Annotated in this window: 19 protein-coding genes and 1 pseudogene; 13 read left to right on the top strand and 7 right to left on the bottom strand. The window is 70.6% G+C overall.

All coding sequences use genetic code 11. The features are described 5' to 3' along the window. Window positions 1-47 precede the first annotated feature (47 nt). The 3 genes from J7E89_RS02140 to J7E89_RS02130 are packed head-to-tail and all read left to right on the top strand — an operon-like array spanning window position 48 to window position 1513. The gene (locus tag J7E89_RS02140) at window positions 48-704 is read left to right on the top strand and encodes a DUF433 domain-containing protein (protein ID WP_214967497.1); all 657 of its coding nucleotides are present in this window, start codon (window positions 48-50) and stop codon (window positions 702-704) included. Then, window positions 694-1080, top strand: coding sequence for a toxin-antitoxin system, toxin component, PIN family protein (locus J7E89_RS02135; RefSeq protein WP_214967495.1), 387 nt, complete (start codon window positions 694-696; stop codon window positions 1078-1080). The genes J7E89_RS02140 and J7E89_RS02135 overlap by 11 nt, the downstream gene beginning before the upstream one ends. Before the next feature lie 40 nt (window positions 1081-1120). Next, the gene (locus tag J7E89_RS02130; RefSeq protein ID WP_214967494.1) at window positions 1121-1513 is read left to right on the top strand and encodes a hypothetical protein; all 393 of its coding nucleotides are present in this window, start codon (window positions 1121-1123) and stop codon (window positions 1511-1513) included. Between the two features lie 54 nt (window positions 1514-1567). Here J7E89_RS02130 and J7E89_RS02125 read toward each other — a convergent pair whose 3' ends face one another. The 5 genes from J7E89_RS02125 to J7E89_RS02105 all read right to left on the bottom strand — a co-directional run bounded on the left by J7E89_RS02125 (window position 1568) and on the right by J7E89_RS02105 (window position 6196). Next, the gene (locus J7E89_RS02125) at window positions 1568-2137 is read right to left on the bottom strand and encodes a tellurite resistance TerB family protein (RefSeq protein WP_214967492.1); all 570 of its coding nucleotides are present in this window, start codon (window positions 2135-2137) and stop codon (window positions 1568-1570) included. A 110-nt stretch (window positions 2138-2247) separates the two neighbouring features. After that, window positions 2248-3114, bottom strand: a complete 867-nt coding sequence (locus J7E89_RS02120) for an ABC transporter permease (RefSeq protein WP_214967490.1) — start codon at window positions 3112-3114, stop codon at window positions 2248-2250. Beyond that, window positions 3111-4139 (bottom strand): ATP-binding cassette domain-containing protein, encoded by a 1029-nt coding sequence (locus tag J7E89_RS02115; RefSeq protein ID WP_214967488.1) that lies wholly within the window; start codon window positions 4137-4139, stop codon window positions 3111-3113. Before J7E89_RS02115 ends, J7E89_RS02120 begins: the two co-directional genes overlap by 4 nt. Before the next feature lie 121 nt (window positions 4140-4260). Further along, entirely contained in the window at window positions 4261-4584 is a 324-nt protein-coding gene (locus tag J7E89_RS02110; protein ID WP_214967579.1) for a hypothetical protein, read from the bottom strand. Window positions 4585-4831: 247 nt separating this feature from the next. Continuing rightward, complete coding sequence (locus J7E89_RS02105) at window positions 4832-6196, bottom strand: PLP-dependent aminotransferase family protein (protein WP_214967485.1); 1365 nt, start codon at window positions 6194-6196, stop codon at window positions 4832-4834. Between the two features lie 95 nt (window positions 6197-6291). Between J7E89_RS02105 and J7E89_RS02100 the strand changes: the two genes are divergently transcribed. The 4 genes and pseudogenes from J7E89_RS02100 (at window position 6292) to J7E89_RS02085 (ending at window position 9727) form a co-directional block, all read left to right on the top strand. Continuing rightward, a complete protein-coding gene (locus J7E89_RS02100) occupies window positions 6292-7080 on the top strand; it encodes an alpha/beta fold hydrolase (protein WP_214967483.1) in 789 nt (262 codons plus the stop codon). A gap of 593 nt (window positions 7081-7673) precedes the next feature. Continuing rightward, complete coding sequence (locus tag J7E89_RS40480) at window positions 7674-8138, top strand: endonuclease/exonuclease/phosphatase family protein (RefSeq protein WP_374196773.1); 465 nt, start codon at window positions 7674-7676, stop codon at window positions 8136-8138. Between the two features lie 48 nt (window positions 8139-8186). Beyond that, window positions 8187-8465, top strand: coding sequence for a DUF2630 family protein (locus J7E89_RS02090; protein WP_214967577.1), 279 nt, complete (start codon window positions 8187-8189; stop codon window positions 8463-8465). 187 nt (window positions 8466-8652) lie between these two features. Then, window positions 8653-9727: pseudogene (locus J7E89_RS02085) on the top strand (FUSC family protein). 402 nt (window positions 9728-10129) lie between these two features. Here the strand turns inward: J7E89_RS02085 and J7E89_RS02080 are convergent. Beyond that, complete coding sequence (locus J7E89_RS02080) at window positions 10130-10531, bottom strand: RNA-binding S4 domain-containing protein (RefSeq protein ID WP_214967481.1); 402 nt, start codon at window positions 10529-10531, stop codon at window positions 10130-10132. Window positions 10532-10741: 210 nt separating this feature from the next. On the opposite strand from J7E89_RS02080, the gene J7E89_RS02075 reads away from it, so the two are divergent. Beyond that, complete coding sequence (locus tag J7E89_RS02075) at window positions 10742-12217, top strand: APC family permease (RefSeq protein WP_214967478.1); 1476 nt, start codon at window positions 10742-10744, stop codon at window positions 12215-12217. Window positions 12218-12236: 19 nt separating this feature from the next. After that, on the top strand, window positions 12237-13229 hold the full coding sequence (locus J7E89_RS02070; protein ID WP_251059959.1) for a hypothetical protein: 993 nt from the start codon (window positions 12237-12239) through the stop codon (window positions 13227-13229). A 37-nt stretch (window positions 13230-13266) separates the two neighbouring features. On the opposite strand, the gene J7E89_RS02065 is transcribed toward J7E89_RS02070, so the two are convergent. Beyond that, complete coding sequence (locus tag J7E89_RS02065) at window positions 13267-15324, bottom strand: PhoX family phosphatase (RefSeq protein ID WP_214967476.1); 2058 nt, start codon at window positions 15322-15324, stop codon at window positions 13267-13269. A gap of 187 nt (window positions 15325-15511) precedes the next feature. On the opposite strand from J7E89_RS02065, the gene J7E89_RS02060 reads away from it, so the two are divergent. From J7E89_RS02060 to J7E89_RS02045, 4 genes are all read left to right on the top strand, one after another. Next, window positions 15512-15877, top strand: coding sequence for a barstar family protein (locus tag J7E89_RS02060; RefSeq protein ID WP_214967474.1), 366 nt, complete (start codon window positions 15512-15514; stop codon window positions 15875-15877). Window positions 15878-15990: 113 nt separating this feature from the next. Further along, entirely contained in the window at window positions 15991-17928 is a 1938-nt protein-coding gene (locus tag J7E89_RS02055; protein WP_214967472.1) for a VWA domain-containing protein, read from the top strand. A gap of 143 nt (window positions 17929-18071) precedes the next feature. Beyond that, window positions 18072-19691 (top strand): methionine--tRNA ligase, encoded by a 1620-nt coding sequence (gene metG, locus J7E89_RS02050; protein ID WP_214967469.1) that lies wholly within the window; start codon window positions 18072-18074, stop codon window positions 19689-19691. Window positions 19692-19997: 306 nt separating this feature from the next. Next, window positions 19998-22094 carry a hypothetical protein gene (locus tag J7E89_RS02045; protein WP_214967467.1) on the top strand — a complete coding sequence of 699 codons (2097 nt, stop codon included), beginning with the start codon at window positions 19998-20000 and terminating at the stop codon, window positions 22092-22094. Window positions 22095-22134 lie beyond the last annotated feature (40 nt).

Below are 22134 nucleotides of genomic sequence, written 5' to 3'. Positions count from 1 at the left end.
CGATGTGGAAGGATTTGAGCAACGGGATCGGCGGAGAGGAGACGGTCGTGATCGACAGGTTCACGGATGGGCTCCTCACGCCTACGGAGACGTCCTCGTATCTGCAGATTCCGCAGTCCACGCTGCAGAGCTGGCTGAGGGGCAGAGCGGCCGGCGCGCCACTGGTTCATCGGGTCGATCCAGTGGGCCCGGGACAGCCTTCGGTGCCGTTCGTCGCCGTGGCCGAGGCGTACGTGCTGCGGTCGTTGCGGGAACTCGGACTGCGGATGAGTGAGATCCACGAAGCGGCCGAGGCAGTACGAGCCGCCTTCGACACCCCGTACGGCCTTGTCTCGAAGCGCATCGCGACTGACGGGGTGGACATTTTTGTCGAGCACGGGCTTGATGACCTGCGGCGGGCCCGGGACGGGCAGGCCCCCATCCACGAGGTCGTCGCGGAGTACCTGCGTTATCTGTCCTGGGAGGCGGGAGATGAATTTCCCTTCAGCCTTCAGCTGAGGCAGTACCCGGCGTCTGTCCCTGTCGTCATCGACCCCCGGTTCGGACACGGGCTTCCCGTGGTCGAAGCCAACCGGGTGCCGGTGAAGGCGCTGACGGACCTGTGGGAGGCCGGGGAATCGGTCGAGGACATCGCGTACGAGTACGAGATGGAGCCGGAGCAGGTGGACGCGCTGTGCCGGGCCGTGGTGCGTCTTGCCGCCTGAGTTCTTCCTCGACCGGAATCTGGGCCGACGTGTCGCCGAAGAACTGGGGGCGCTCGGGTGGCGCGTGCACCGGATCGGGCAGGTGTTCCCCGCAGACGCACAGGACGTCCCTGATGAGGAGTGGATCGTCCACGGGCTCGAACAGGGGTGGGTGCCCTTGTCTAAGGACGGCCGGATCAAGACGCGGGACCGGGAAATTCAGCCGGTTCGGGACCGGGCGGCGGTGCTCTTCTACCTCGACAACCAGCAACTTCGGACCGTGGAGATGGTCGAACGCCTCCATGCTCATCGTGATGCCATCCACCTGGCGGTCGGCCGAGGCGGCCCGGCTGCCTACGCGGTGCGATGCGACCGCATTGATCGCACCTGGCCGTGATCGCTGCCGCAGGGGCGGAGGCGGTCCGTACGATGCCGTGATGGCTCACGATGAGATCGCGTACGTGCGGTTCCAAGGCACGGTTCCCCGGGCGCGGGGCAACTTTCCCGGGGTCTTCGGGCTCGTCAACAGCCTCGCGCGGGAGGGGAGGCTGACCGCCGCGCAGGAGCGGTTCCGGCGTACGCACAACGACTGGTACGACGCGGCGTACACCGATCCGAGCACCGTCGATCCGACGGTTTATGACGAGCGCGTCAATCCCGGCGCGACGGCCTGGTTCAAGCCGACCGCCGTGGAGCTGATCGCGCGCGTCGACGGCTACCTGGAGATCCTGGCCGCCCACGGCGTCGAGTGGCAGCTCGTGCGGTCGGACGATCCGGGGCGCGTCGTCTATGAGGACGCGCACCAGATCGTCGTCGTCCCGCACGACTGAGGGGAGCGGAGTGGCCGCTGATTACGGAACGGCCGGGCCGCCGGCGCGCACCGCTCAGATGCCGAACTCCGTGGGCGGCACACCGAGAGCGGCGCACGCCTCCCGAATGGCGTACTGCTCGGACGGCTCGAAGTGCCCGTCGGCGCCGGCGACGACGATGCCGGTCTGGATGACCGCGCGGGCCTCCGCGGGCTTCTTGGCGGCCTTGGCAATCACCTGCAGCGCCTCGGCCTTACCCAGGTCGAAGTTGGCCAGCAGCCGGTCCACATGCTGGTTGAAGCGCTGGCGGAGCTGGTCCGCCGGGAAGTTCTGCAGGACCTCGTTGGAGACGATCAGCTCCTCCACGCGCTGTCGCTCCGCCGGCTCCACCTGCCCGTCGGCCGCCGCCACCAGTGCGCACATCGCCATGCTGGCGTCCCGGTAGGAGCCGCTCTTGAGTTCGGTCTTGACCGACGCGAGCTGGGTCTTGAACAGCCCGATGAGCTGGGCCTTGGACCCGCCGGAGGCCGAGCCCGAGCCCGATCCGTGGACCCCGCTCCGCCCGTGCCCTCCGCCCGTGCCCCGCGTGTTCTGGGACTGCTGGAAGCTCTTGGCCTGGTCCTTGATCCGGTCCCACATCACCACTGGTGCCACCTCGGCTTGTACGGCTGTCGATTGCCCTTCGCGATCTGTCAGGTGAACGTCCCCGGGAGCGACCGGGTTCCCGAATAGCAAAGGAAGAGTAAAGAAGGCCGTCACTTGCGGTTGTAGAGCCGCATCGTCACCGTGCCGAACACCGCCAGCAGCACCGCCGACCAGCCCAGCGTCCAGCCGATGTCGGCGGCCGGCCAGTTGCCCGCCATCAGTTCCCGCACCGCCGTCGCCACATGGGTCACCGGGCTGTTGTTCACGAACGCCTGCAGCCAGCCCGGCATCGTCTTCGGGTCGACGAAGACATTGCTCAGGAACGTCAGCGGGAAGATCACCATCATGCTGACGCCCATCACCGACTTCTCGGTGCGCAGGAGCAGGCCGAACATCGTCCAGATCCACGAGAACGCGAACGAGAAGACCATCAGCAGCGCCACACCTGCCAGCACGCCGAGCACGCCGCCGTGCGGGCGGTAGCCGATGAGCATGCCGACCGCCAGCATCACGGCGGACGCGATCAGATAGCGGATCACGTCACCCAGCAGATAGCCGACCATCGGCGCCGGGCGCCAGATCGGCAGCGTACGGAAGCGGTCGAAGACGCCTTTGGTGATGTCAGTGTTGACGGCGACGCCCGTGTACATGGTGATCATCACGATGCTCATGGTGAGAATGCCGGGCAGCAGGAACTGGATGTACTCCGCGACCGATCCGGCCAGCGCCCCGCCGAAGAGGTACGCGTACATCAGCACCATCATGATCGGGAAGGCAGTTACGTCGAAGAGCTGCTCCGGCACATGCTTGATCTTGAGCATCGCGCGCCAGCCGAAGGTCAAAGACGCGGAGAGAGCGCTGGGGCGCGGCGGCCGGTCCTTGCTCACGAGGAGCGCGGCGAGCTCCTCGGCCTTCGGAGCTTCGAGGGCGAGTTCGTCGGGGCCCTGGCCCTTGTCCTTGGTCGCGACGGTGCTCATGCCGACACTCCTGTCGTCGAGTCGTTCTTCGTCTCGCTGTCCGGGTCGCTCTCCTTGTTACGGTCGGTCAGCGCCAGGAAGACCTCGTCCAGGCTCGGCTGGCCCAGCGCGAAGTTGTCGACCGTGATCCCCGAGGACGCGAGCTCCGAGAGCGCCCGCGCCGCCTGTTCCGCCGCGCCCAGGTCGCTCGCGTGCCCGTTGACCGTCGCCGTCAGGGCGACGGGATCCGCGTCAAGCTGTACGGCGACGTTCAGCGCCCGGCGCAGGACCCGCTCGGCCTCGGGGCGCTGCGCGGGATCCCGCAGCCGCAGATGTACGGAGCCCGAGCCGACCGACGCCTTGAGCTCGCCCTTCGTGCCCTCGGCGATGACCTTGCCGTGGTCGATCACGGCGATGCGGGACGCCAGGTGGTCCGCTTCGTCCAGATACTGCGTGGTCAGCAGCACCGTCGTACCCTGCGCCACGACCGCCCGGACGATGTCCCAGACCTGATTGCGGCTGCGCGGATCGAGACCGGTCGTCGGCTCGTCGAGGAAGAGCAGGTCGGGCGTGTTGAGGATGCTCGCGGCGATGTCGATGCGGCGTCGCATGCCGCCGGAGTAGTTCTTGACCTGGCGGTCGGCCGCCTCCGCGAGCCCGAAGGCCTCCAGCAGCTGGGCCGATCTGACGCGCGCGGCGGGCTTGGAGTGGCCGAGGAGGCGGCCGAGGAGCACGAGGTTCTCCGTGCCGGTCAGGTCCTCGTCCACCGACGCGTACTGGCCGGTGAGGCTGACCCTTCCCCGTACCGCGTCGGCTTCCCGCACCACGTCCTTGCCGAAGACGTGCGCCTCGCCGCCGTCGGGGCGCAGCAGGGTCGCGAGCATCTTCACGGCGGTGGTCTTGCCCGCGCCGTTGGGCCCGAGTACGCCGTACACGGTGCCGGCGGGCACGGCCAGGTCGATGCCGTCGACAGCCCGGTTCTCACCGAAGACTTTGACCAGGCCGGCCGTCTCAATGGCGAGTTCCGGGCCGGGATTTCCACTCATGTCTCTGCCCCTCCGAGCGGTCGTCGGGTGGTCTGGATCATCTCTACCCAGTGTTGACTGGCCCCGCGCCCGGAAGTAATCGTTCTTTGGTCCTACAACTCGCCCACGGCTCACCTACAGCTCACCGCTCATGCGTGTAGAAGACGTAGAACGCGGCGACCGTCATCCCGGCGCCGAGCGCCCCTCCGACGACCACGGAGCTGAGGATGCTGTTTTCGGACAGGCTGTGGAGGAAGCCGAGCGCGACGCCGAAGAGCGCGCCGTACGCGGCAGCGCGGACCAGGGGGATCATCGCGTACTGGGTGCGTCCGAGGAGGAAGCACAGGCCTGCCAGGATGACGGCGCAGATCACGCCGAAGCCCACGTTCCAGCCGGTCACGGGACCGGCGTCGCGGGCGATGAAGGATGCGTAGATTCCGTACGCCACACCGAGTACGGCCGGCACGATTCCCCGTTGGCGTCGTCGCTCTGCCGATCGGCTGGGACGTGTCGACCTGGTTGATCTTGTCGGTACTGTCGGTCCGGTTGGCTCGATCGGTCCGGTTGGTCCTGTCGGCCCGGTCGGCCCGGTCGGCCCCTGTGAGCGGCCGGGGATCGCCGAATGTGCAGCCATCGCAGAACTCCTTCCGCAGCGCACACCCCCGCCCTTCCCCCATCAGGTCACACCCGCGCGCCTTGATCGGCAAGTGGATCTAGCCTCCGGCCGGCCGCCGGGCCAGCTCGGCCAGTGTTTCCAGGGCGTACGAAAGAACCTCCGGCGCCGGCGACGCCAGCCCGATCCGCACCGCGTCCGGTGCGGTGTGCGGCGGTACGGCGAAGGCCGATCCCGGAGTGATCGCGACGCCCCGGGCCGCAGCCGCCGCCACGAAGGTGTCCGTACGCCAGGGTGCGGGCAGCTTCCACCAGCAGTAGTACGCGCGCGGGTCCGTGACGATACGGAAGCCGCCGAGCCGGCGCCGCACGAGGCGGTGGCGGGCGGCGGTGTCCGCGCGCTTGGCGGCGGTGACGGTTGCCACCGTGCCATCGGCGATCCAGCGGGTGGCGGCCTCCAGGTTGAAGCGGGCGGCGGTCCAGGCGCCGGAGCGCAGGGCGTCGGCCAGCACGGCGGTGTGGGTGGTGGGCGCAGCCAGGAAGCCGGTGGTGAGGCCGGGGGCAAGGCGTTTGGAGAGGCTGTCGACGAGGACCGTGCGGGCGGGTGCGTGGGCGGCCAGGGGAGCGGGGGCTTCGGGGGCGAGGAAGGCCCAGGTGGTGTCCTCGACCACGCCGATATTCAGCTCTGCGCAGGCTGCCGCCAGTTGCGACCTGCGCTCCTCGCTCATCGTCACCGATGTCGGGTTGTGCAGGGTCGGCTGTACGTACACCGCGCCGAGCGGCGCACTCCGGTGTACGGCGTACAACGCGTCCGGGCACAGGCCGGACGCGTCGACCGGGCCGTCAGCGTTCCCCGTGATCGGGACGAGACTCACCCCGAGCCGTTCCGCAACCGCCTTGACCAGCGGATACGTCAGCGCCTCGACGCCGAGCCGGCCCCCTGGGCGTACGAATGAGGCGATGGCCGCGGCGATGGCCTGGCGGCCGTTGCCCGCGAAGAGCAACTGCCCGGCGTCCGGCCGCCAACCGCCCCTGGCCAGCAGCGACGCCGCCGCCTCCCGGGCCGCCGGGGTGCCGTCGGCCGCTGCCGGGCGGGTGGCCGCTTCGAGTACGTCGGGGCGCAGGAGGCCGGCGAGTGACTGCGCCATGAGCTCCGACTGGCCTTCGGTCACGGGGTAGTTGAGCTCCAGGTTGACGGCGGGGCTGCCCGCTGCCGCAGCCCCCTCCTCCGTGAGCGCGTGTCCGGGCGAGGGCGGCGCGGCCCGTACGAACGTCCCGCGCCCGACCTCGCCCACCGCGAGGCCCCGGCGCACCAGTTCTCCGTACACCCGGATCGCGGTGGAGTTCGCGATCCGGCGGCTGCGGGCGAAGGCGCGCTGCGTGGGCAGCCGGTCGCCGGGGCGCAGCCGGCCGGCGGCGATCTCGGCGGCCACTTGATCGGCCACCCGCCGGAAGTCCTCCGCCATGCCGCTCCACCATCCATTCGAACCGGCCCAGAACATTGCACCGAGAGCAAAGATCCTATTGCACCGAGTAGTTGGCCGCGCCTAGCCTCCTCAGCATGGCAACGTCACAGCTCGCAGCAGACGTCAACGGCATCAGCATCGGCTACACCGACGAAGGCAGCGGTCCGCCTCTCGTCCTCATCCACGGCCACCCCTTCGACCGCACGATGTGGGCCCCGCAGATCGAAGCCTTCGCCCCCACTCACCGCGTGATCGCCCCCGACCTGCGCGGTTACGGCGAGAGCGAGGTCGTCCCGGGCATCACGCCGCTCTCCGCCTTCGCCGCGGACATCGCGGCGCTCCTCGACCACCTCAGCGTCGAGCGCGCTGTACTCGGCGGGCTCTCGATGGGCGGCCAGATCGTGATGGAGTGCTACCGCCTCTTCCCCGAGCGCATCACCGGCCTCGTCCTCGCCGACACCTTCCCCGCCGCCGAGACAGCCGAGGGAAAGCGGGGGCGCAACGCCCTCGCCGACCGCCTCCTCAGTGAGGGCATGAAGGGGTACGCCGACGAGGTCCGCGACAAGATGGTCGCCCCGTACAACACCGAGGCATCGGCCCGTGTCCACCGCATGATGACCGCCGCCTCCCCCGAGGGCGCGGCAGCCGCCCTGCGCGGGCGAGCGGAACGGCCCGACTACCGCGACCTGCTGACCCGGGTCAGCGTCCCCACCCTGGTCGTGGTGGGCCGCGACGACACGTACACGCCCGTCGCGGACGCCGAGGCGATGCACGCCGCGATCCCCGGCTCGACTCTCGCGGTCATCGAGTCGTCGGCCCATCTCCCGAACCTGGAACGCCCCGACGTCTTCAACGCCGCACTGCGCGCCCACCTCGCCCGCTAGGCATGGAGGACACAGGCCCGTCTCTGGGGGAGGATGCGGAGCACGTCGAAGTCGGGCGTCGAACGCCGAGCGAGAGAGGCTGGTTGGTGCCTTGGGTAGTGCCCGGGAGTGGAGGCGGCTCCTCGTGTGGGCGGACGGCCTCGGCCTCGCCCTGCTCAGCATCGTCGTCGCCTGCCGCGCTCTCGACACCGACGGCGTTACGCCCGTCCCCCAACTCCTCTCCTTCCTGCCCTGGCTGCTCGTACCGGCCGCCCTGGGGCTCCTCGCCGCGCTTCTCGCCCGCTGGCGCGGCGGCATGGTGTGGGCGGCGGTCGTGCTGGCCGTGACCGTGTGGTTCGTCCAGCCGTACGAGCCCGGTGGCGACGACGCCGAACCCGCGGGCCGCCCCGTCGCCTCCGTCCGCGTCCTGACCTCGAACCTCGAATTCGGCGACGCGACAGCGGCCCTGATCGCCACCATCGGACGCGAGAAGCCCGGCCTCGTCTTCATTCAGGAGTGCGACGACGACTGCGCGCGCCCTCGACGCAGAGGTCCCGGACGCGGCGTACCCGTACCGCGAAGTCGCAGCGGCGGGTGGCCCGGACGGTTCGGCGATCCTCAGCAAGTACCCGCTGCGGCCCGCGCCCGGGATCGACGGCGTTCTGGCCATGCCGGGCGCGGTGGCGCTGGTGCACGACCGTCCCGTACGCATCCAGCTCGTCCATCCGATGCCGCCCATCCCCGGCAGCGTGCCCCGGTGGCGTGCCGAGTTGGGCGCGATCCGCGACTACGCCGCCGGGGGAAAGGACCGGCCGACGCTGATCGCCGGCGACTTCAAGGCCTCCCGGGACCACGCCGCCTTCCGGCGGATCCTCGCCGCGGGCGGGCTGCGGGACAGTGCGGCGCTGGGCGGGGCGTTCCTTACGCCGTCCTGGCCGGCGGACTGGGCGCGGGTCGGCACGCAGATCGATCATGTGCTGGTGAGCGACGACTTCTCCGTACGGTCGGTCCGCTTCCTCAGGCTCAAGCACACCGACCACAGGGCGCTGCTCGTCGAGTTGAAGCTGCACAGCGGCTAGAGGTGTGCTGGGGTGGGATTCATGGAACCCAGCGAGGACAGGGAAGCCATGGACGACAGGGAAGACCGAGAAGACCGAGAAGACGCCAACCAGAAGATTCTCGACAACATCAACAGCCTGGTCGCCGAGGAGCGCGAGCTGCGCGAACGCTCCACCCGCCAACTGGGCCTCGACGACACCGAGCGCGCCCGCCTGAAGGCCGTGGTGGTTCAGCTGGACCAGTGCTGGGACCTGCTCCGCCAGCGCCGCGCGAAGTCGGAGTTCGGCGAGGACCCGGGCGAAGCGCGGGTGCGGCCGGCGGCCGAGGTCGAGAACTACAAGAGCTGAAAAGTTATCCACAGCCTGTGGACGGTTCTGTAGGTGACTTGCATAAGGAGTTCGGTTTCGGTCTGTTTGGTGCATGGCTGAGCAGAGAGCAGGGGGCAGGCTGACGCCGCCCGAGTGGCTGACGCAGGGACTGCGGCCGCAGTCCGCGCCCGTGCCGTGGGCCGCCGTCGTCCGGGCCGGGATCGCGATGGCCGCTCCGCTCGCCGTCGGATTCGCCGTCGACGAGCCGACGTACGGGGCTCTCGTGTCGATGGGCGCCTTGTCCGGCGTCATCGGCGACACCGCCGACGCCTACCGGATGCGCCTGCTCAACATCGCCGTGCCGCAGTTCTTCGGCGCCGTCGGCGTCACCCTCGGCACGCTCGTGTACGGGCATGGATGGCTCGCCGTAGGGGTCCTGACCTGCGTCGCGCTCGTGTCCGGGATGATCTCGTCGATCGGCGCGGTCGCCTCCGTGTCCGGCCTGCTGCTCCTGCTCCAGGCCGTCGTCGGAGCCGGACTGCCGATGCCGGACCCCTGGTGGACGGCGCCCGTGCTGCTCGCCCTGGGCGGCCTGTTCGTCCTCGTACTGACGCTGATCGCGTGGCCGCTGCGCGGCGGGGTGCCGGAGCGGGACGCGGTCGCCCAGACGTACCGGGCGGCGGCCATCACACCGGTCATCCTGCTGCTGTCCGACTTGCTCAACCGGGAGGGTTTCGGCCTGGTCCTGCCCCGCCTGTACGACAGCCTCATCGGCTGCGCGATCGCGCTGCTGGCCGGGTACCTGCTGTGGCCGGAGAGCTGGAGGACGCGGGTGGGGGCGCGGCTCGCGGACACGGTGGCGGGATGCGGCGGGGTACGTGGAGTGCGCGTTCGGTCCGCCGGACCCGCAGGGCGAGCGGCAGCGGCAGCGGCTTCGCCGCCGCCTCTACCGGGACCTGTCGGTCGTACGCTCCGAATTCCAGCGCGCGCTGACCGAGCCGCCGCCGATGGGGACGCGGGCGGCGGCGTGGTGGCCGCTGGTCGTCGCGACCGAGCGGATCGTGGACGCGACGACGGCGGCCCGGGTCCGGATCAACCACGGGGCGGAGCCGCCGGCCGAGGCGGAAGTGGCGGAGGTCGCGCGGGAGCTGCGCGAACTGGCGGAGGGGCTGCGGGCGAGCGACACGCTGGTGGAGGTACGGACGGACCTCCCCCGCGACGACGAATCAGTCCTGGCCCCGCTCCGCCAGGAGGTGGCGGCGGCCAGGTCGGTGGCTTCGCCGGTGACGCCGGCGGGGTGACGTGGCAAGCCCCAGACCCCGGACGGGCTGAAAATGCTGCCGCACCCCTTCAGCCCCTCCGGCGTTTGAGGAGCGGGGTCTGGGGCGGAGCCCCAGTTCGGGAAGGGGCGGGTCGGGGAAAGCGCCGCAGGCACCCGCGTCCCGCACCCGCACCACCACCGCCCGCCTAAAACAGCGGCAGCTGCCCGGGAGACGGCGGCACCTCGTAGCCGTCGAGAGTCCGCTGCGCCGCCGCAACGGGCGGCGCCCCGCGCTTCGAGCCGGCGCACAGGGTCAGCTCGCCGGCGGAAGCAACCCGCGTGCGCGGGTCGTGGCGTACGAACCTGCCCGCTACAACGGCGACCTCACGCCCACAGAACGGGCACGGACGACGCGGCGAAGCCGACGACCCCGACCCCGCCCTCATGACGGCTTCGGCCCCTGAAGCCGCTCCATCTCACGCCGGTCCCGCTTCGTCGGACGCCCCGCCCCCCGCTCCCGCACCGCGACCGGCGCGACGAACTCCCGCGGCGGGGGCGGCGGGCTGTTGTCGACGTAGCACTCGGCCGCCACCGGAGGACCCACCCGCTTGCGGATGATCCGCGAGACGACCACGATCCGCTCCCGCCCGGCATGGAACAGCCGCACCTCGTCGCCCTGCTTCAGCGCGTGCGCCGGCTTGACCCGCTCGCCGCCGACGCGGACATGGCCCGCCTTGCAGGCCGCCGCGGCCTGGGCGCGGGTCTTGGTGAGCCGTACGGACCAGATCCAGACGTCGATCCGTACCGTCCCGCCCGCCCCGCTGGTCACCTCGTCCGAAGCCATGCCTCCGAGGGTACGGCCGCCGCCGGCTCCGTGCTCCCGTACCCCGCCGACCGCACTACTATGCGCACGATCTCCCGTCCGGAGGGGACACCTCCGCACCGGGACCACATCTCTGACTTGTCGCCACATGTCGTGCCACACAAGGGGAATAGAGGATTCCAATTGTGTCCGGCACACCTCCGGAAGCAGTTGAGAACAGTTGAGAACCGCATGAACCGCAGCCCCGGCCGAGGGCTCCAGCCCAACGCCCTCGGCACCTTCGAAACGATCGTGATGGCCGTCGCGGGCAGCGCCCCCGCCTATTCCCTCGCCGCCACCACAGCCGTGCTCGTCGGCGCCGTCGGGCTCGCCAGTCCGGCCGCGCTGCTCTACTGCGCGATACCGATGCTCGGCATCGTCCTGGCCTTCGGCCGCCTCGGCCGCATCGACGTGAACGCGGGAGCCACCTACTCCTGGGTAGGCCGCACCCTGCACCCGTTCCTCGGCTTCATCAGCGGCTGGGCGCTCGTCGTCGCCGCCACGATCTTCATGGTCGCCGGATCGCTTCCCGCAGGTCAGATGACCCTTTCCCTCTTCGACCCGGACCTCGCGTCCAACACCGCGCTCGCCACCACTGCCGGCGCCGGCTGGTTCCTGCTGATGCTCGCCGTCGTACTCGGCGGCGCCCGTCTGTCCGCCCGCGCCCAGCTCCTCGTCTCCGGCGTCGAGCTCGCGATCCTCGTCGTCTTCGCGGTCGGCGCCCTCTTCCACCGGGGTTCGGCTGCCGCCTTCGAGTGGTCCTGGCTCGGCTTCGGTCACTTCGACGGCTTCACCGGCTTCGCCGCAGGCACCCTGATCGCCGCCTTCTACTACTGGGGCTGGGACGTCACCAGCAACCTCAGTGAGGAGACCCGCAACAGCCGCCGCACCGCCGGACTCGCCTCGCTCGTCGGGGTGGGCGTCGTCTTCCTTCTCTTCGTCGTCTTCACCATCGCCGTCAACATCATTCTGACGACTGAGCAGATCTCGGCACACGACACGAACGTGCTCGCGGTCCTCGGCGACGCGATCTGGCCGGGCATCGGCGGCAAGCTCATGGTCCTGGCCGTGGTGCTCTCCACCATCGCCACCCTCGAAACCACGCTGATCCAGGTCACGCGCTCGCTCTTCGCGATGGGGCGCGACCGTACGATGCCGGCCGCGCTCGGCCTCGTACACCGCCGCTGGAACACCCCGTGGGTAGCGGTCGCCGTCGTCGGTACGGTCGCGCTCGTCCTCTTCGTCGCCTCGAACGCGCTCGGCTCGACCGAGGAGATCATGTCCGACTCGCTCGCCGCGATCGGGCTCCAGACCACCCTCTACTACGGCCTGGCGGGCCTCGCGGCCGTCGTCGCCTACCGCAAGACCCTGCTCGCCTCCCCGAAGGACTTCCTCCTCGGCGGGGCCTGGCCGCTGCTCGGCGCGCTGTTCATGTTCGCCGTCTTCGCGGCGTCGCTCACCGAGCTCAGCGCGGCGGCGATCGCGATCGGCCTCGGCGGCCTGGCCGTCGGCGTGGTCCCGATGCTCTGGTACTGGCGGCAGGGCAGCGCGTACTACAGCCCCGCGCAGCTCGACGCCACCCACGCCATCGAGATCGAGGCGGCGCACGTCAACTCCGGCTCGGAGCGCAGGGAACACGCCGACGCCGGATTCCCCACCGACTTCTGAGCAGGAGGTACGAGCCCCGATGGCCGCAATCCGCCGCCGCTTCTCTTCCGACTCCAGCTCCGGTCCCCGTTCCGGACCCGCCGCCCCGGACTTCGACCCGGACTTCGGGGACCGGCCGCTGACTGCTGCCCGCCAGGACATCGTGATCGGCCGCTGGCAGGGCGTACGCGATCTGCTGCGCGCGACCGGCGACAACTGGCCCCTGCGCACGCACCGGCTGCGCCTGCTCTCGCACGCGGCCGCGAGCAGCTCGGTCGTCGAAGCGTGGCGGGCGGCCGAACCGGACAGCCCGGACGCGGCGGTGCTGCGGGCCGCGACCGAGGTCGTACGGGTCTTCAACCAGGCCATCGAGGCGGGGCGCGGCACCGAGGTCGACCGTACGCGCATCGACGTCGCCGTCATGACCTGCCTGAGCGCGGCCGACGCACGGCCCGCCGACCCGATGCCGTGGGTGTCGCTGCTGACAGTGGCGCGGCTGTACGGCGACGGGGTCGGCCGGGCGGAGCTGCGCGAGTGGTGGGAGGAGCTGCGGCGCCGCGACCCGTACAACATCGAGGGGCATGTGCAGCTACTGCGCTACCACTCGGCACGCTGGCACGGCACGCACGGCCGCATGTACGACTTCGCCCGCGACGCGGCGGGCGCGGCGCCCGAGGGGTCGCCGCTGCCGGTGCTGGTGCAGATCGCGCGGGTGGAGGAGTACCGGTACGTGGCGGCTGCGGCGAAGGGCCGGCCGGTGCGCGGCTTCGACCAGCACTGGCACCACGAGCTGGCGGTGACGGAGGTACGCCGGACGCGGGAGCGGTGGCTGGGCGGCCGGACGCCGGGTCCGGTGGCGCCGGAGGAGGTCGGCGAGCTCAACTTCCTTGCGCATGCGGCCTGTTACGCGGGTCTCCCCGAGGTTGCCCGGGAGGCTTTTGCCCTGCTGGGCGGGCGGGCGGCGCGGGTGCCGTGGTCGTATACGGGGGATGCGTATGAGCAGTACGTGAGGTGGCGGGGGCAGGCGGGGTAGGGGCGTGCCGCTGCGCCGCCCGCCCCCGCCCGCCCGGCTACACGCCGATGGCGCGCCCGTCCTTGCGGTAGACCGCAACCACCGACGGGCGGACAAGCTTGCCGGGGCCGTCCGGCCACACCGACGCCGGTTTCTCGACGCTCGCGCCGTCGATCTCGCCCGGGTGCTGGACGGCGACGAGCACGCGGCGGTCCTGGATGATCGGGCCGCAGGTCTCCGCGCCCTTCGGGACCGTCAGGAACTGCTTCAGCTCGCCGCGCCGCTCACCGCGCGTCGCCACGCCGAACAGGCCGTCGTGGGAGCCGAGCTGGTTGCCGTCCGTGGAGAGCCACAGGTTGCCGTGCGGGTCGAAGGCGATGTTGTCCGGGCAGGAGATGGGGCTGACCTTGTCCTTCGGGAAGCCCGCGAAGTACGTCGCCGAGTCGTTCGGGTCGCCCGCGACCAGGAAGAGCCGCCAGGCGAAGCCGTCCGACGCCGGGTCGTCCCAGTGCTCCGCGAGCTCCAGCACCTGGCCGTGTTTGTTGAGGTTGCGCGGGTTCGCCTCGTCCGCGCCCGCCTTGCCGGTCTTGCCCCGGTCGGTGTTGTTCGTCAGCGCGACGTACACACGCCCGGTGCGCGGGCTCGGCTCGACGTCCTCGGGCCGGTCCATCTTCGTGGCGCCCACCTTGTCACCGGCCAGGCGCGTGAAGACGTACACCTCCTCGGCTGTCATGCCGGGGACGTGCGAGGTGGTGCCGGTGGCGAGCGGGATCCAGACGCCGCTGCCGTCGAACTCGCCGTCGTTCGGGAGCTTGCCCGTGCCGTCGATCTCGGCGGCCGGGCTGTCGCCGGTCAGCTTGGCGACGTACAGCGTGCCTTCGTCGAGGAGGGTGAGGTTGTGCTCGCGGGCGGCCCGCGAGGTGCCCTTCTTCATCCGCTTCGACGAGACGAACTTGTAGAAGTAGTCGAAGCGCTCGTCGTCGCCCATGTAGACGACGGGCCGGCCGTCGGCCGTCAGGCGGGGCTGCGCGGCCTCGTGCTTGAAGCGGCCGAGCGCGGTGTGCTTGCGGGGCGTCGAGTCGGGGTCGTACGGGTCGAGCTCGACGACCCAGCCCTGACGGTGGGACTCGTTCGGCTCCTGCTTCGCGTCGAAGCGCTTGTCGAAGAGCTCCCACTTGCGCTCGGTGGCGCCGGTGGTGATGCCGTACCGCTTGTCGGTGGCGCTGGAGCCGTTGGCGAAGTACTGGTTGAAGTTCTCCTCGCCGTGGAGGGTCGTGCCCCAAGGGGTGGTGCCGCCGGCGCAGTTGTTGAGCGTACCGAGGACCAACGCGCCGGTCGGGTCGGCGGACGTCTTCAGGAGGTCGCTGCCGGCGGCGGGGCCGGTGAGCTGGAAGACGGAGGTCGTGTGGAGGCGGCGGTTCAGGTGGTGGCGGGTGACCGGCGTGAGCTTGCCTGACTTGCGCTCCTCCTGGACGACGACGATGGACAGGCCGTGCGCGGCCCAGGCGGTCTCGACCTGCTCGCGGGTGGGGTTGGCCGGGTCGTAACCCTTGAACATCAGGATTTCGTCCGTGTACTCGTGGTTGGCGACGAGTACCTGGCGGCCGTGCTCACCGGGCAGCGGGAGCAGGGAGAGGAAGTCGTTGTTGTAGCCGAACTGGCCGGCCTGCGCCTTGGCGGACTGCTTGTCCGCGTCGAAGGCGGGAGCGCCTCGAAGGATGGGCTCGCCCCAGCGGATGACGACGTTCTGGGCGTAACCGTCGGGGACGGTCACGGCGTCGGTGGTGTTGGGCGCGACGGCCGCGAAGCGGAGTCCGCGGGCGCCGTCCGCCGCCTTGCCTGCCTGAGGCTTGCGCGTGCTCTCGGCGGCCACGGCCTGCGGGGCGCCGGGGCCGGCTAGGGCCGAGGTTCCGGCGGCGGCGGCGACGGTCACCACGGCGGCGGCGCGCATCATCGATCGTCTCGACAGAGCACCGGCTATGACATCACCGGCATACTCGTTGTCGCTGGTGTTCGGGACGTCCTGGAAGCAGGCGTCTCCGCAGCGGTAGCGACAGGTCAGCGCAGAGCGCCCACCCGAGTGCGGCGAGTTGAGCAGCGGCAGCAGATTGCGCACGGACCCCTCCATATGGGCTGTGGCTGTACGGGCTGTGGTTCGGCGCGCCCTGCGCCGACAACATGTCGGAATGTCTCCGGCCGTGACGTTAGGTGCGTACGCCCGCGTTACGGCGGCCATGGGGTGAACGTGAGGTGAATGCGCGACGGCCGGGCGGAAGTTGACTTGACGGCTAGGCTCTGGCCTCATGCGCGACGACGTCCCGGAAGAACCGCACGCCCCGACGGACGACTTGACGCCGGACCTCACGCCGGCCACGGCCTCGGACCTCACCGTGGACCTGCGAGGTATTCCGCTCGGCTCACTCGACGACTTCTGGGACGCGGTGGCCGGGCCGTGCGGGCTGCCGGAGTGGTTCGGCCGGAATCTGGACGCGTGGTGGGACGCCATCGAGTCGCGTGGCATCTCGGAAGTGATCGACGCGCATGGCACTTTGGTGGTACGGGCCGACGCGGCCGGACTGTTCGCGCCGGGGCGGCCGGAGGGGGCGCGTTTGGCATCGGTATTCGCCGACGCGAGCCGCGCGCGCCTGGAAGTGGAACGGCACGGCTGACCCTCCCGAAGATCAGCGGGAAGGGCCGCTAACCTTACGTGTCCGCCCTGGCCAGGGATCATCCGCCGGGTGCGGGCGTGCATCGCACCCAACTCATGCGAAAGGCCTCGCCCATGGGCATTCGGAGCTTGCTGCGCAAGGTGTTCGGACGCGATCGAGCGGAGAGCAACGAGCAGCCGCCGGCACGGGAGACCTCGGCGGCAGCTTCTGTTCCGTCCCAGGCCGAACGTAAGCCGGAGCCGGCCACCGCGCCGGAACCGGAATCCGCGTCCGCCGAGGCCAGGGAGTCGGTGGCCTCTGTACCGGCCCCGGCCCAGGCCCCGGCCAACGAGGACGACACGGCGGCGACGGAGAAGCCGGCCAGGAAGTCGACGCCGGGTATCGCATCGGACCTGGTCGCGGCGGCTTTCGACAAGCCGTCCCCGTCCCCGTCCGCTTCCTCGTCGCGTACGAAGACCCCCTCCCCCGGACCGAACGTCCCGGCCCAGTCCACCCCGGCCAACCCGGCCACCCCGAAGCCCTCGGCCCCGGTCCCGTCCCAGCCCACCGCGGAGTCCACCCAGCCCAAGCCGGCGGCTGCCCCGGCCCCGGCCCCCGCCGCGACCGAGCCTCAGGCCAAGGCCGACCCGGTCACGGAGCCCGCAGCCACGGCTGACGCGACCCGGGAGACCGAATCCGCCACGGAGGCCACGCCGGCCGCCAAGGCCGACCCGGTCGCCGAGACCGAGCCGGCCGCCAAGCCTGAGCCCGAGCTCACCGCCGCCACCGTCACCGCGCCGGAGGCGGCCACCGAGCCGGAGGCCCAGCCGACGGCCGAGGTCGCGGCCGAAGCCGAGCCCGAGGCCACGCAGGCCCCGGTCACGGCCACCACCACCGAGGCCACCCCGGCCGCCAAGGCCGGCCCGGCCGCCAAGCCTGAGCCCGAGCTCACCGCCGCCACCGTCACCGCGCCGGAGACGGCCACCGAGCCGGAGGCCCAGCCGACGGCCGAGGTCGCGGCCGAAGCCGAGCCCGAGGCCACCCACGCCCCGGTCACGGCCGACGCCACCACCACCGAGGCCATCCCCGCCGCCAAGGCCGACCCGGTCGCCGAGCCGAAGGCCGAGGTCGCGGCCGACGCCGAGCCCGAGGCCACCCGCGCCCCGGTCACCGGCACCGGCACCGGCACCAGCACCGGCACCGGCACCAGCACCAGCACCAGCACCGCCAGCGAGGCGGACGCCCCCGTACCCGCCACGGCCGCCGCGGGCGAGGAGACGCCGGAAGCCGACACCGAGCCCGAGCCCGAGCCGGTAGCGGTGGAAGCCCAGCCGCAGGCTGACACCCCGCCCCAGCCGGTAGCGGTGGAAGCTCAGCCCGAGCCCGTCTCCGCAGGTGGGAACGGGGGGGCCGCGCTCCCCCTCGCGCATGTCGAGTCGCATGCGCCCGGGCTCGTCTCGCACTACCAGGCCGCCGGCGCCGCACTCGGCGCCGAGCAGCTGACCGGGGTGCGGGCGGACGTCTACCTGGTTCTTGACCGGTCGGGGTCCATGCGCGGGTTCTACAAGGACGGCAGTGCCCAGCACCTCGCCGACCAGACGCTCGCCCTCGCCGCCCACCTCGACGAGAACGCCGGCGTACACGTCGTGTTCTTCTCGACCGACATCGACGGCACCGTCGACGTCGGGCTCGACGCCTACGAGGGACTCGTGGACAAGGCGCACGCCGCCATCGGGCACATGGGGCGTACGAGCTACCACCGCGCCGTCGAAGAAGTCGTCGCGCACCACGAGAAGTCCGGCAGCGACCGCCCCGCTCTGGTCGTATTCCAGACGGACGGCCCGCCGGACGCCAAGGGCCCGGCCAAGCAGGCCCTGGCCGACGCCGCCGACAAGCCGCTGTTCTGGCAGTTCGTCGCGTTCGGTGAGCACGACGCCAAGGGCTTCGACTTCCTCCGGAAGCTCGACGTTCCCAACGCCGCGTTCTTCCACGCGGGCCCCGCCCCGCGCGAGGTCGCGGACGACGCGCTGTACGCAGAGCTGGTCACCGGACTCAAGGGCCTGAAGGCCTGACCTGGCAGCTTCACCACGACGGCGGTGCCCGGCCCCCAGCGGCCGGGCACCGCCGTCGTCGTTTCACCGGGAGCCGCCCGCCCAGGCCCGGCCGAGATTTATGCGTGTGAGTGGATCACCTGTGGGCCGTTAGGATTTCGACCATGGCGGCCACTGGATCCGAGAAGCAGGGGACGAGCGAAGGCGTGAAGGCCTTTTACGTATCGACCCCCATTTACTACGTCAACGACGCTCCTCACCTGGGCCACGCCTACACGACCGTTGCAGGTGACGTGCTCACGCGCTGGCACCGTCAGCGCGGCGAGAAGGTGTGGTACCTCACCGGCACGGACGAGCACGGTCAGAAGATCATGCGCACTGCCGAGGCGAACGGGGTCTCGCCCCAGGAGTGGTGCGACAAGCTCGTGGAAGAGGCGTGGAAGCCTCTCTGGGAGCACCTGAACATCGGACACGACGACTTCATCCGTACGACGGAGAAGCGGCACACGGACCGTGTGCAGGAGTTCGTGCAGGACCTGTACGACAAGGGCGAGATCTACAAGGGCGGGTACGAAGGCCCGTACTGCGTGGGCTGTGAGGAGTACAAGCTCCCCGGTGATCTCATCGAGACCGAGGACGGCACCAAGCTGTGCCCCGTCCACAAGAAGCCGGTGGAGATCCTCAAGGAGGAGAACTACTTCTTCAAGCTGAGCGAGTACGGCCCGAAGCTGCTGGAGTTCTACGAGGCGAACCCGGGCTTCATCCAGCCGGAGTCGGCCCGTAACGAGGTCTTGAACTTCACGCGACAGGGCCTCCAGGACCTGTCCATCTCGCGCTCGACGTTCGACTGGGGCATCCCGGTCCCGTGGGACGACAAGCACGTCATCTACGTGTGGGTGGACGCGCTGCTCAACTACGCGACGGCCGTCGGCTACGGCTCGGACCAGGCGAAGTTCGACACGACGTTCCCGGCCAATGTCCACCTGGTCGGCAAGGACATCCTGCGCTTCCACGCGATCATCTGGCCCGCGATGCTGATGGCGCAGGGCCTGCCGGTACCGGGACGCGTGGCGGCGAACGGCTGGCTGATGGTCGGCGGCGAGAAGATGTCGAAGTCGAACCTGACCGGCATCAAGCCGCAGGACCTGACGTCCCACTTCGGCGTGGACGCCTACCGCTGGTACTTCCTGCGGGCGATCGCCTTCGGCCAGGACGGCTCGTTCTCGTGGGAGGACTTCAGCGCCCGCTACACCAGCGAGCTCGCGAACGACTTCGGCAACCTCGCGTCGCGCGTGGCCGCGATGGTCGGCAAGTACTTCGGCGGAACGCTGCCGGAGGCGACGGCGGCCGGTGACGCGGAGAGCGCGGTCCAGGCGGGCCTGGCGAAGGCGGTCGCGGAGGCCGACCGGAAGATCGGCGAGGAGCTGGACTTCCAGGGCGGCATCCTGGCGGTGTTCGACTTCGTGAAGCAGGTCAACGGCTACATCACGGAGCAGGAACCGTGGAAGGTCGCGAAGGACGAGTCGCCGGAGGGCCAGGCCCGTCTCGCGACGATCCTCTACACGGCCGCCGAGTCGCTGCGCGCGATGGCCGTCCTGCTCAACCCGGTCATGCCGGAGACCTCGCAGAAGCTGTGGGACTCCCTGGGTGCGGAAGCGCCGCTGGGCGCCCTGGCCGGCCAGCCGCTCCAGGACGCGGGGCGATGGGGCCAGCTCCCGGCGGGCGCGACGGTGACGAAGGGCGCGGTGCTGTTCCCGCGCCTGGAGGACCCGAAGAAGGCGTAAGCGGAAACATAAGCGGAACCCGAGCTACCACTCGACGGGGCCGGTCTGGGACACTCTCCCGGACCGGCCCCGCCGCATTGTCCGCGCACCCCAGCGGGCAGGGTGCTCCGATGCTGATCCATTGCCGCTGACATATGCCACATCTGCGGTGATGGTCGTCACGGCGCATTGCGACGAAGGCCGTGCACGACATACGGTCAGCCGCCGACCCTCCGCGCCGCCGCTCACCCCCACGCGCGCGCGAAGACCGGCACCCCCAGACGGCTTCCCCGGCCGATCGCCCTCCCCGCCAGGAGTTCAGTCGCTGTGCCCTTCGCCGGACCCATCCCCCACCGCGTAAAGCAGCTCTCCGCGCTGCTCGCGATGTTCGCCGCGTTCACCGCTCAGCTCGTCGGCGCTCTGCTGGCCCATGTGCCGCTGTTCGTCGCCGCTGCGGCCGCGGGCCTCGCCCTCGATCTGTACCTGCGGCACAGGCAGCCCGTACTGCTCTCGATGCTGAGCAGAGTCCGCTTCGACGTCACCGTCCGGCAGCTGCTGCGCGACATGCTGATCCTTCTCGGCCTGCTGCACATAGACGAGATCCAGCCACTGCACGAGCAGGCCCCGCTGACCGTCGCGCTGCTCTTCCTCTACGCGCTGCACTTCCTCTGCCAGGGAATCGCGGTGATGGTCCGGCGCAGCCGCACGCTGCCCGTCGTCACCCGCAACATCGACGCCTCGGCGCTGCGGCTCTGCGCCGCTCCCCCGCGCATCCTGGCCCGCCGCCCCGGCCACCGGCTGCTGACCTTCTCGGTACCCGCCACCACGGGAATGCTCGTCACCGCCGTGACCGGGGATGTGTCTGCCGGCGCCGCCGGCCTCGGCGTCTCCCTCGCGCTGATGGCGGCCGGCACCGTCCACCTCGCCACATGGCTGCTGCCGGGGAAGCGCCCCGCGAACAAGGAGCAGACCCTGGAGTGGCTGGACGCCTGGCTGGCGGACTACCAGCCGACCGTGGCGATGTACTTCTCCGGCGGCACATCGTCGGCGTACCAGGCGAACATGTGGCTCTCCACGCTCTCCGCGCTGGACGGCAAGCCGCTGATCGTGCTGCGCGAGCGCTTCATGGTGCAGAAGATTCAAGCCACGGACGTGCCCATCATCTGCATCCCCCGGGTCGCGCACATGTTCGCCCTGGAGGGATCGACGCTGAAGATGATGCTGCACCCCGCGAACTCCGGTAAGACCTCGCAGGTCCTGCGCATCCCCTCCATCAAGCACGCCTTCACCAACCACGGCGAGAGCGACAAGCTGTCCAGCTGCAACCCGTACGCCAAGGCGTACGACGAGGTGTGGGTGGCGGGGCCGGCGGCCAGGGAGCGGTACCGGCAGGCCGCGATAGGCGTCGACGACAAGGACGTCGTGGAGGTGGGCCGCCCGCAGCTGGCCCCGCTCCGGCCCTGGACGGGAGCAGCGCCCGAAGGCACGTACACGACTGTGCTGTACGCCCCCACCTGGGAGGGCTGGGACGGCAACCCCGGCAACACGTCAGTCGTCCTGGCCGGCGAGAACCTCGTCCGCGCGCTCCTGGACGACGAGGGCGTACGGCTTCTCTACAAGCCGCATCCCATGACCGGCTCCGTCGACCCGGAGGCCGGTGCGGCGGACAGGCGCATCCGCGCGATGATCCGCGAGGCCGCCGCCGGGCGGTCCGGCCCGCGCCCCGACCTGGAGACCGTCGCCGAGCTCGCCCGCCGCAAGGCCGAGCTCGACCGGCTCACCAGCAGCGACTTCCGGACCGGCGCGGACGAGCTGGAACGGATGATGCTCCAGGGCACGCCCGAGGACGACCGCGCGGCGCTCGTCGCGGCGGCCACAGAGGCCTGGGAGGAGGCCTACTGGGCCTCGTTCCCCGCGTGGGAGCACCAGATCGTCGTCACGCCGCGGCTGGGCATCTACAGCTGCTTCAACCAGTCCGACCTGCTGATCAGTGATGTGTCGAGCGTCGTCTCGGACTACCTGCACAGCGAGAAGCCGTACGCCGTGGCCAACACCAGCGGCATGACGGAGGAGGACTTCCGGGCGAGCTTCCCGACCGTGCGCGCCGCCGCCGTTCTCACGCCGGACGCGTCCGGCGTCCCGGAGCTCCTGGAGTCCGTACGCCATCCGGAGAAGGACCTCTGGAAGGAGGCCCGCGCGGAACTGAAGGCTCACCTCCTGGGCCCCTCCGACCCGCCCTCCCTGGTCCGTTTCAACGCGGCCGCCGTCGCCCTGTGCGCGGAGGCCGACGAACGCCGCGCGCTCATGACCGCCCACCTCGTGCCGGGCATTCCGAGCCAGCGCGGTCCCGGATCCCGCGAGACGGGCAGCTTCGAGGATCGGGAGTCCGGGCCGAACGGCTCCCAGGAGCCGGTCACCGCCTAGGACGGCGGGATTCGGTGGTGGGGGGCGGTCGGCGGCAAGG

The organism is Streptomyces sp. ISL-100, assembly GCF_018614615.1.
Classification (GTDB): domain Bacteria; phylum Actinomycetota; class Actinomycetes; order Streptomycetales; family Streptomycetaceae; genus Streptomyces.
This window is presented reverse-complemented; position numbering and strand designations above follow the sequence as displayed.

What these genes read in the sequence shown, in the direction of transcription:
- J7E89_RS02130 (WP_214967494.1), top strand. Translation starts at nt 1,121, where the DNA reads ATGGCTCACGATGAGATCGCGTACGTGCGGTTCCAAGGCACGGTTCCC.
- J7E89_RS02115 (WP_214967488.1), bottom strand. Translation starts at nt 4,139, where the DNA reads ATGAGTGGAAATCCCGGCCCGGAACTCGCCATTGAGACGGCCGGCCTG.
- J7E89_RS02060 (WP_214967474.1), top strand. Translation starts at nt 15,512, where the DNA reads ATGCGCGACGACGTCCCGGAAGAACCGCACGCCCCGACGGACGACTTG.
- J7E89_RS02070 (WP_251059959.1), top strand. Translation starts at nt 12,237, where the DNA reads ATGGCCGCAATCCGCCGCCGCTTCTCTTCCGACTCCAGCTCCGGTCCC.
- J7E89_RS02100 (WP_214967483.1), top strand. Translation starts at nt 6,292, where the DNA reads ATGGCAACGTCACAGCTCGCAGCAGACGTCAACGGCATCAGCATCGGC.
- J7E89_RS02105 (WP_214967485.1), bottom strand. Translation starts at nt 6,196, where the DNA reads ATGGCGGAGGACTTCCGGCGGGTGGCCGATCAAGTGGCCGCCGAGATC.
- J7E89_RS02080 (WP_214967481.1), bottom strand. Translation starts at nt 10,531, where the DNA reads ATGGCTTCGGACGAGGTGACCAGCGGGGCGGGCGGGACGGTACGGATC.
- J7E89_RS02055 (WP_214967472.1), top strand. Translation starts at nt 15,991, where the DNA reads ATGGGCATTCGGAGCTTGCTGCGCAAGGTGTTCGGACGCGATCGAGCG.
- J7E89_RS02090 (WP_214967577.1), top strand. Translation starts at nt 8,187, where the DNA reads ATGGACGACAGGGAAGACCGAGAAGACCGAGAAGACGCCAACCAGAAG.
- metG (WP_214967469.1), top strand. Translation starts at nt 18,072, where the DNA reads ATGGCGGCCACTGGATCCGAGAAGCAGGGGACGAGCGAAGGCGTGAAG.
- J7E89_RS02075 (WP_214967478.1), top strand. Translation starts at nt 10,742, where the DNA reads ATGAACCGCAGCCCCGGCCGAGGGCTCCAGCCCAACGCCCTCGGCACC.
- J7E89_RS02120 (WP_214967490.1), bottom strand. Translation starts at nt 3,114, where the DNA reads ATGAGCACCGTCGCGACCAAGGACAAGGGCCAGGGCCCCGACGAACTC.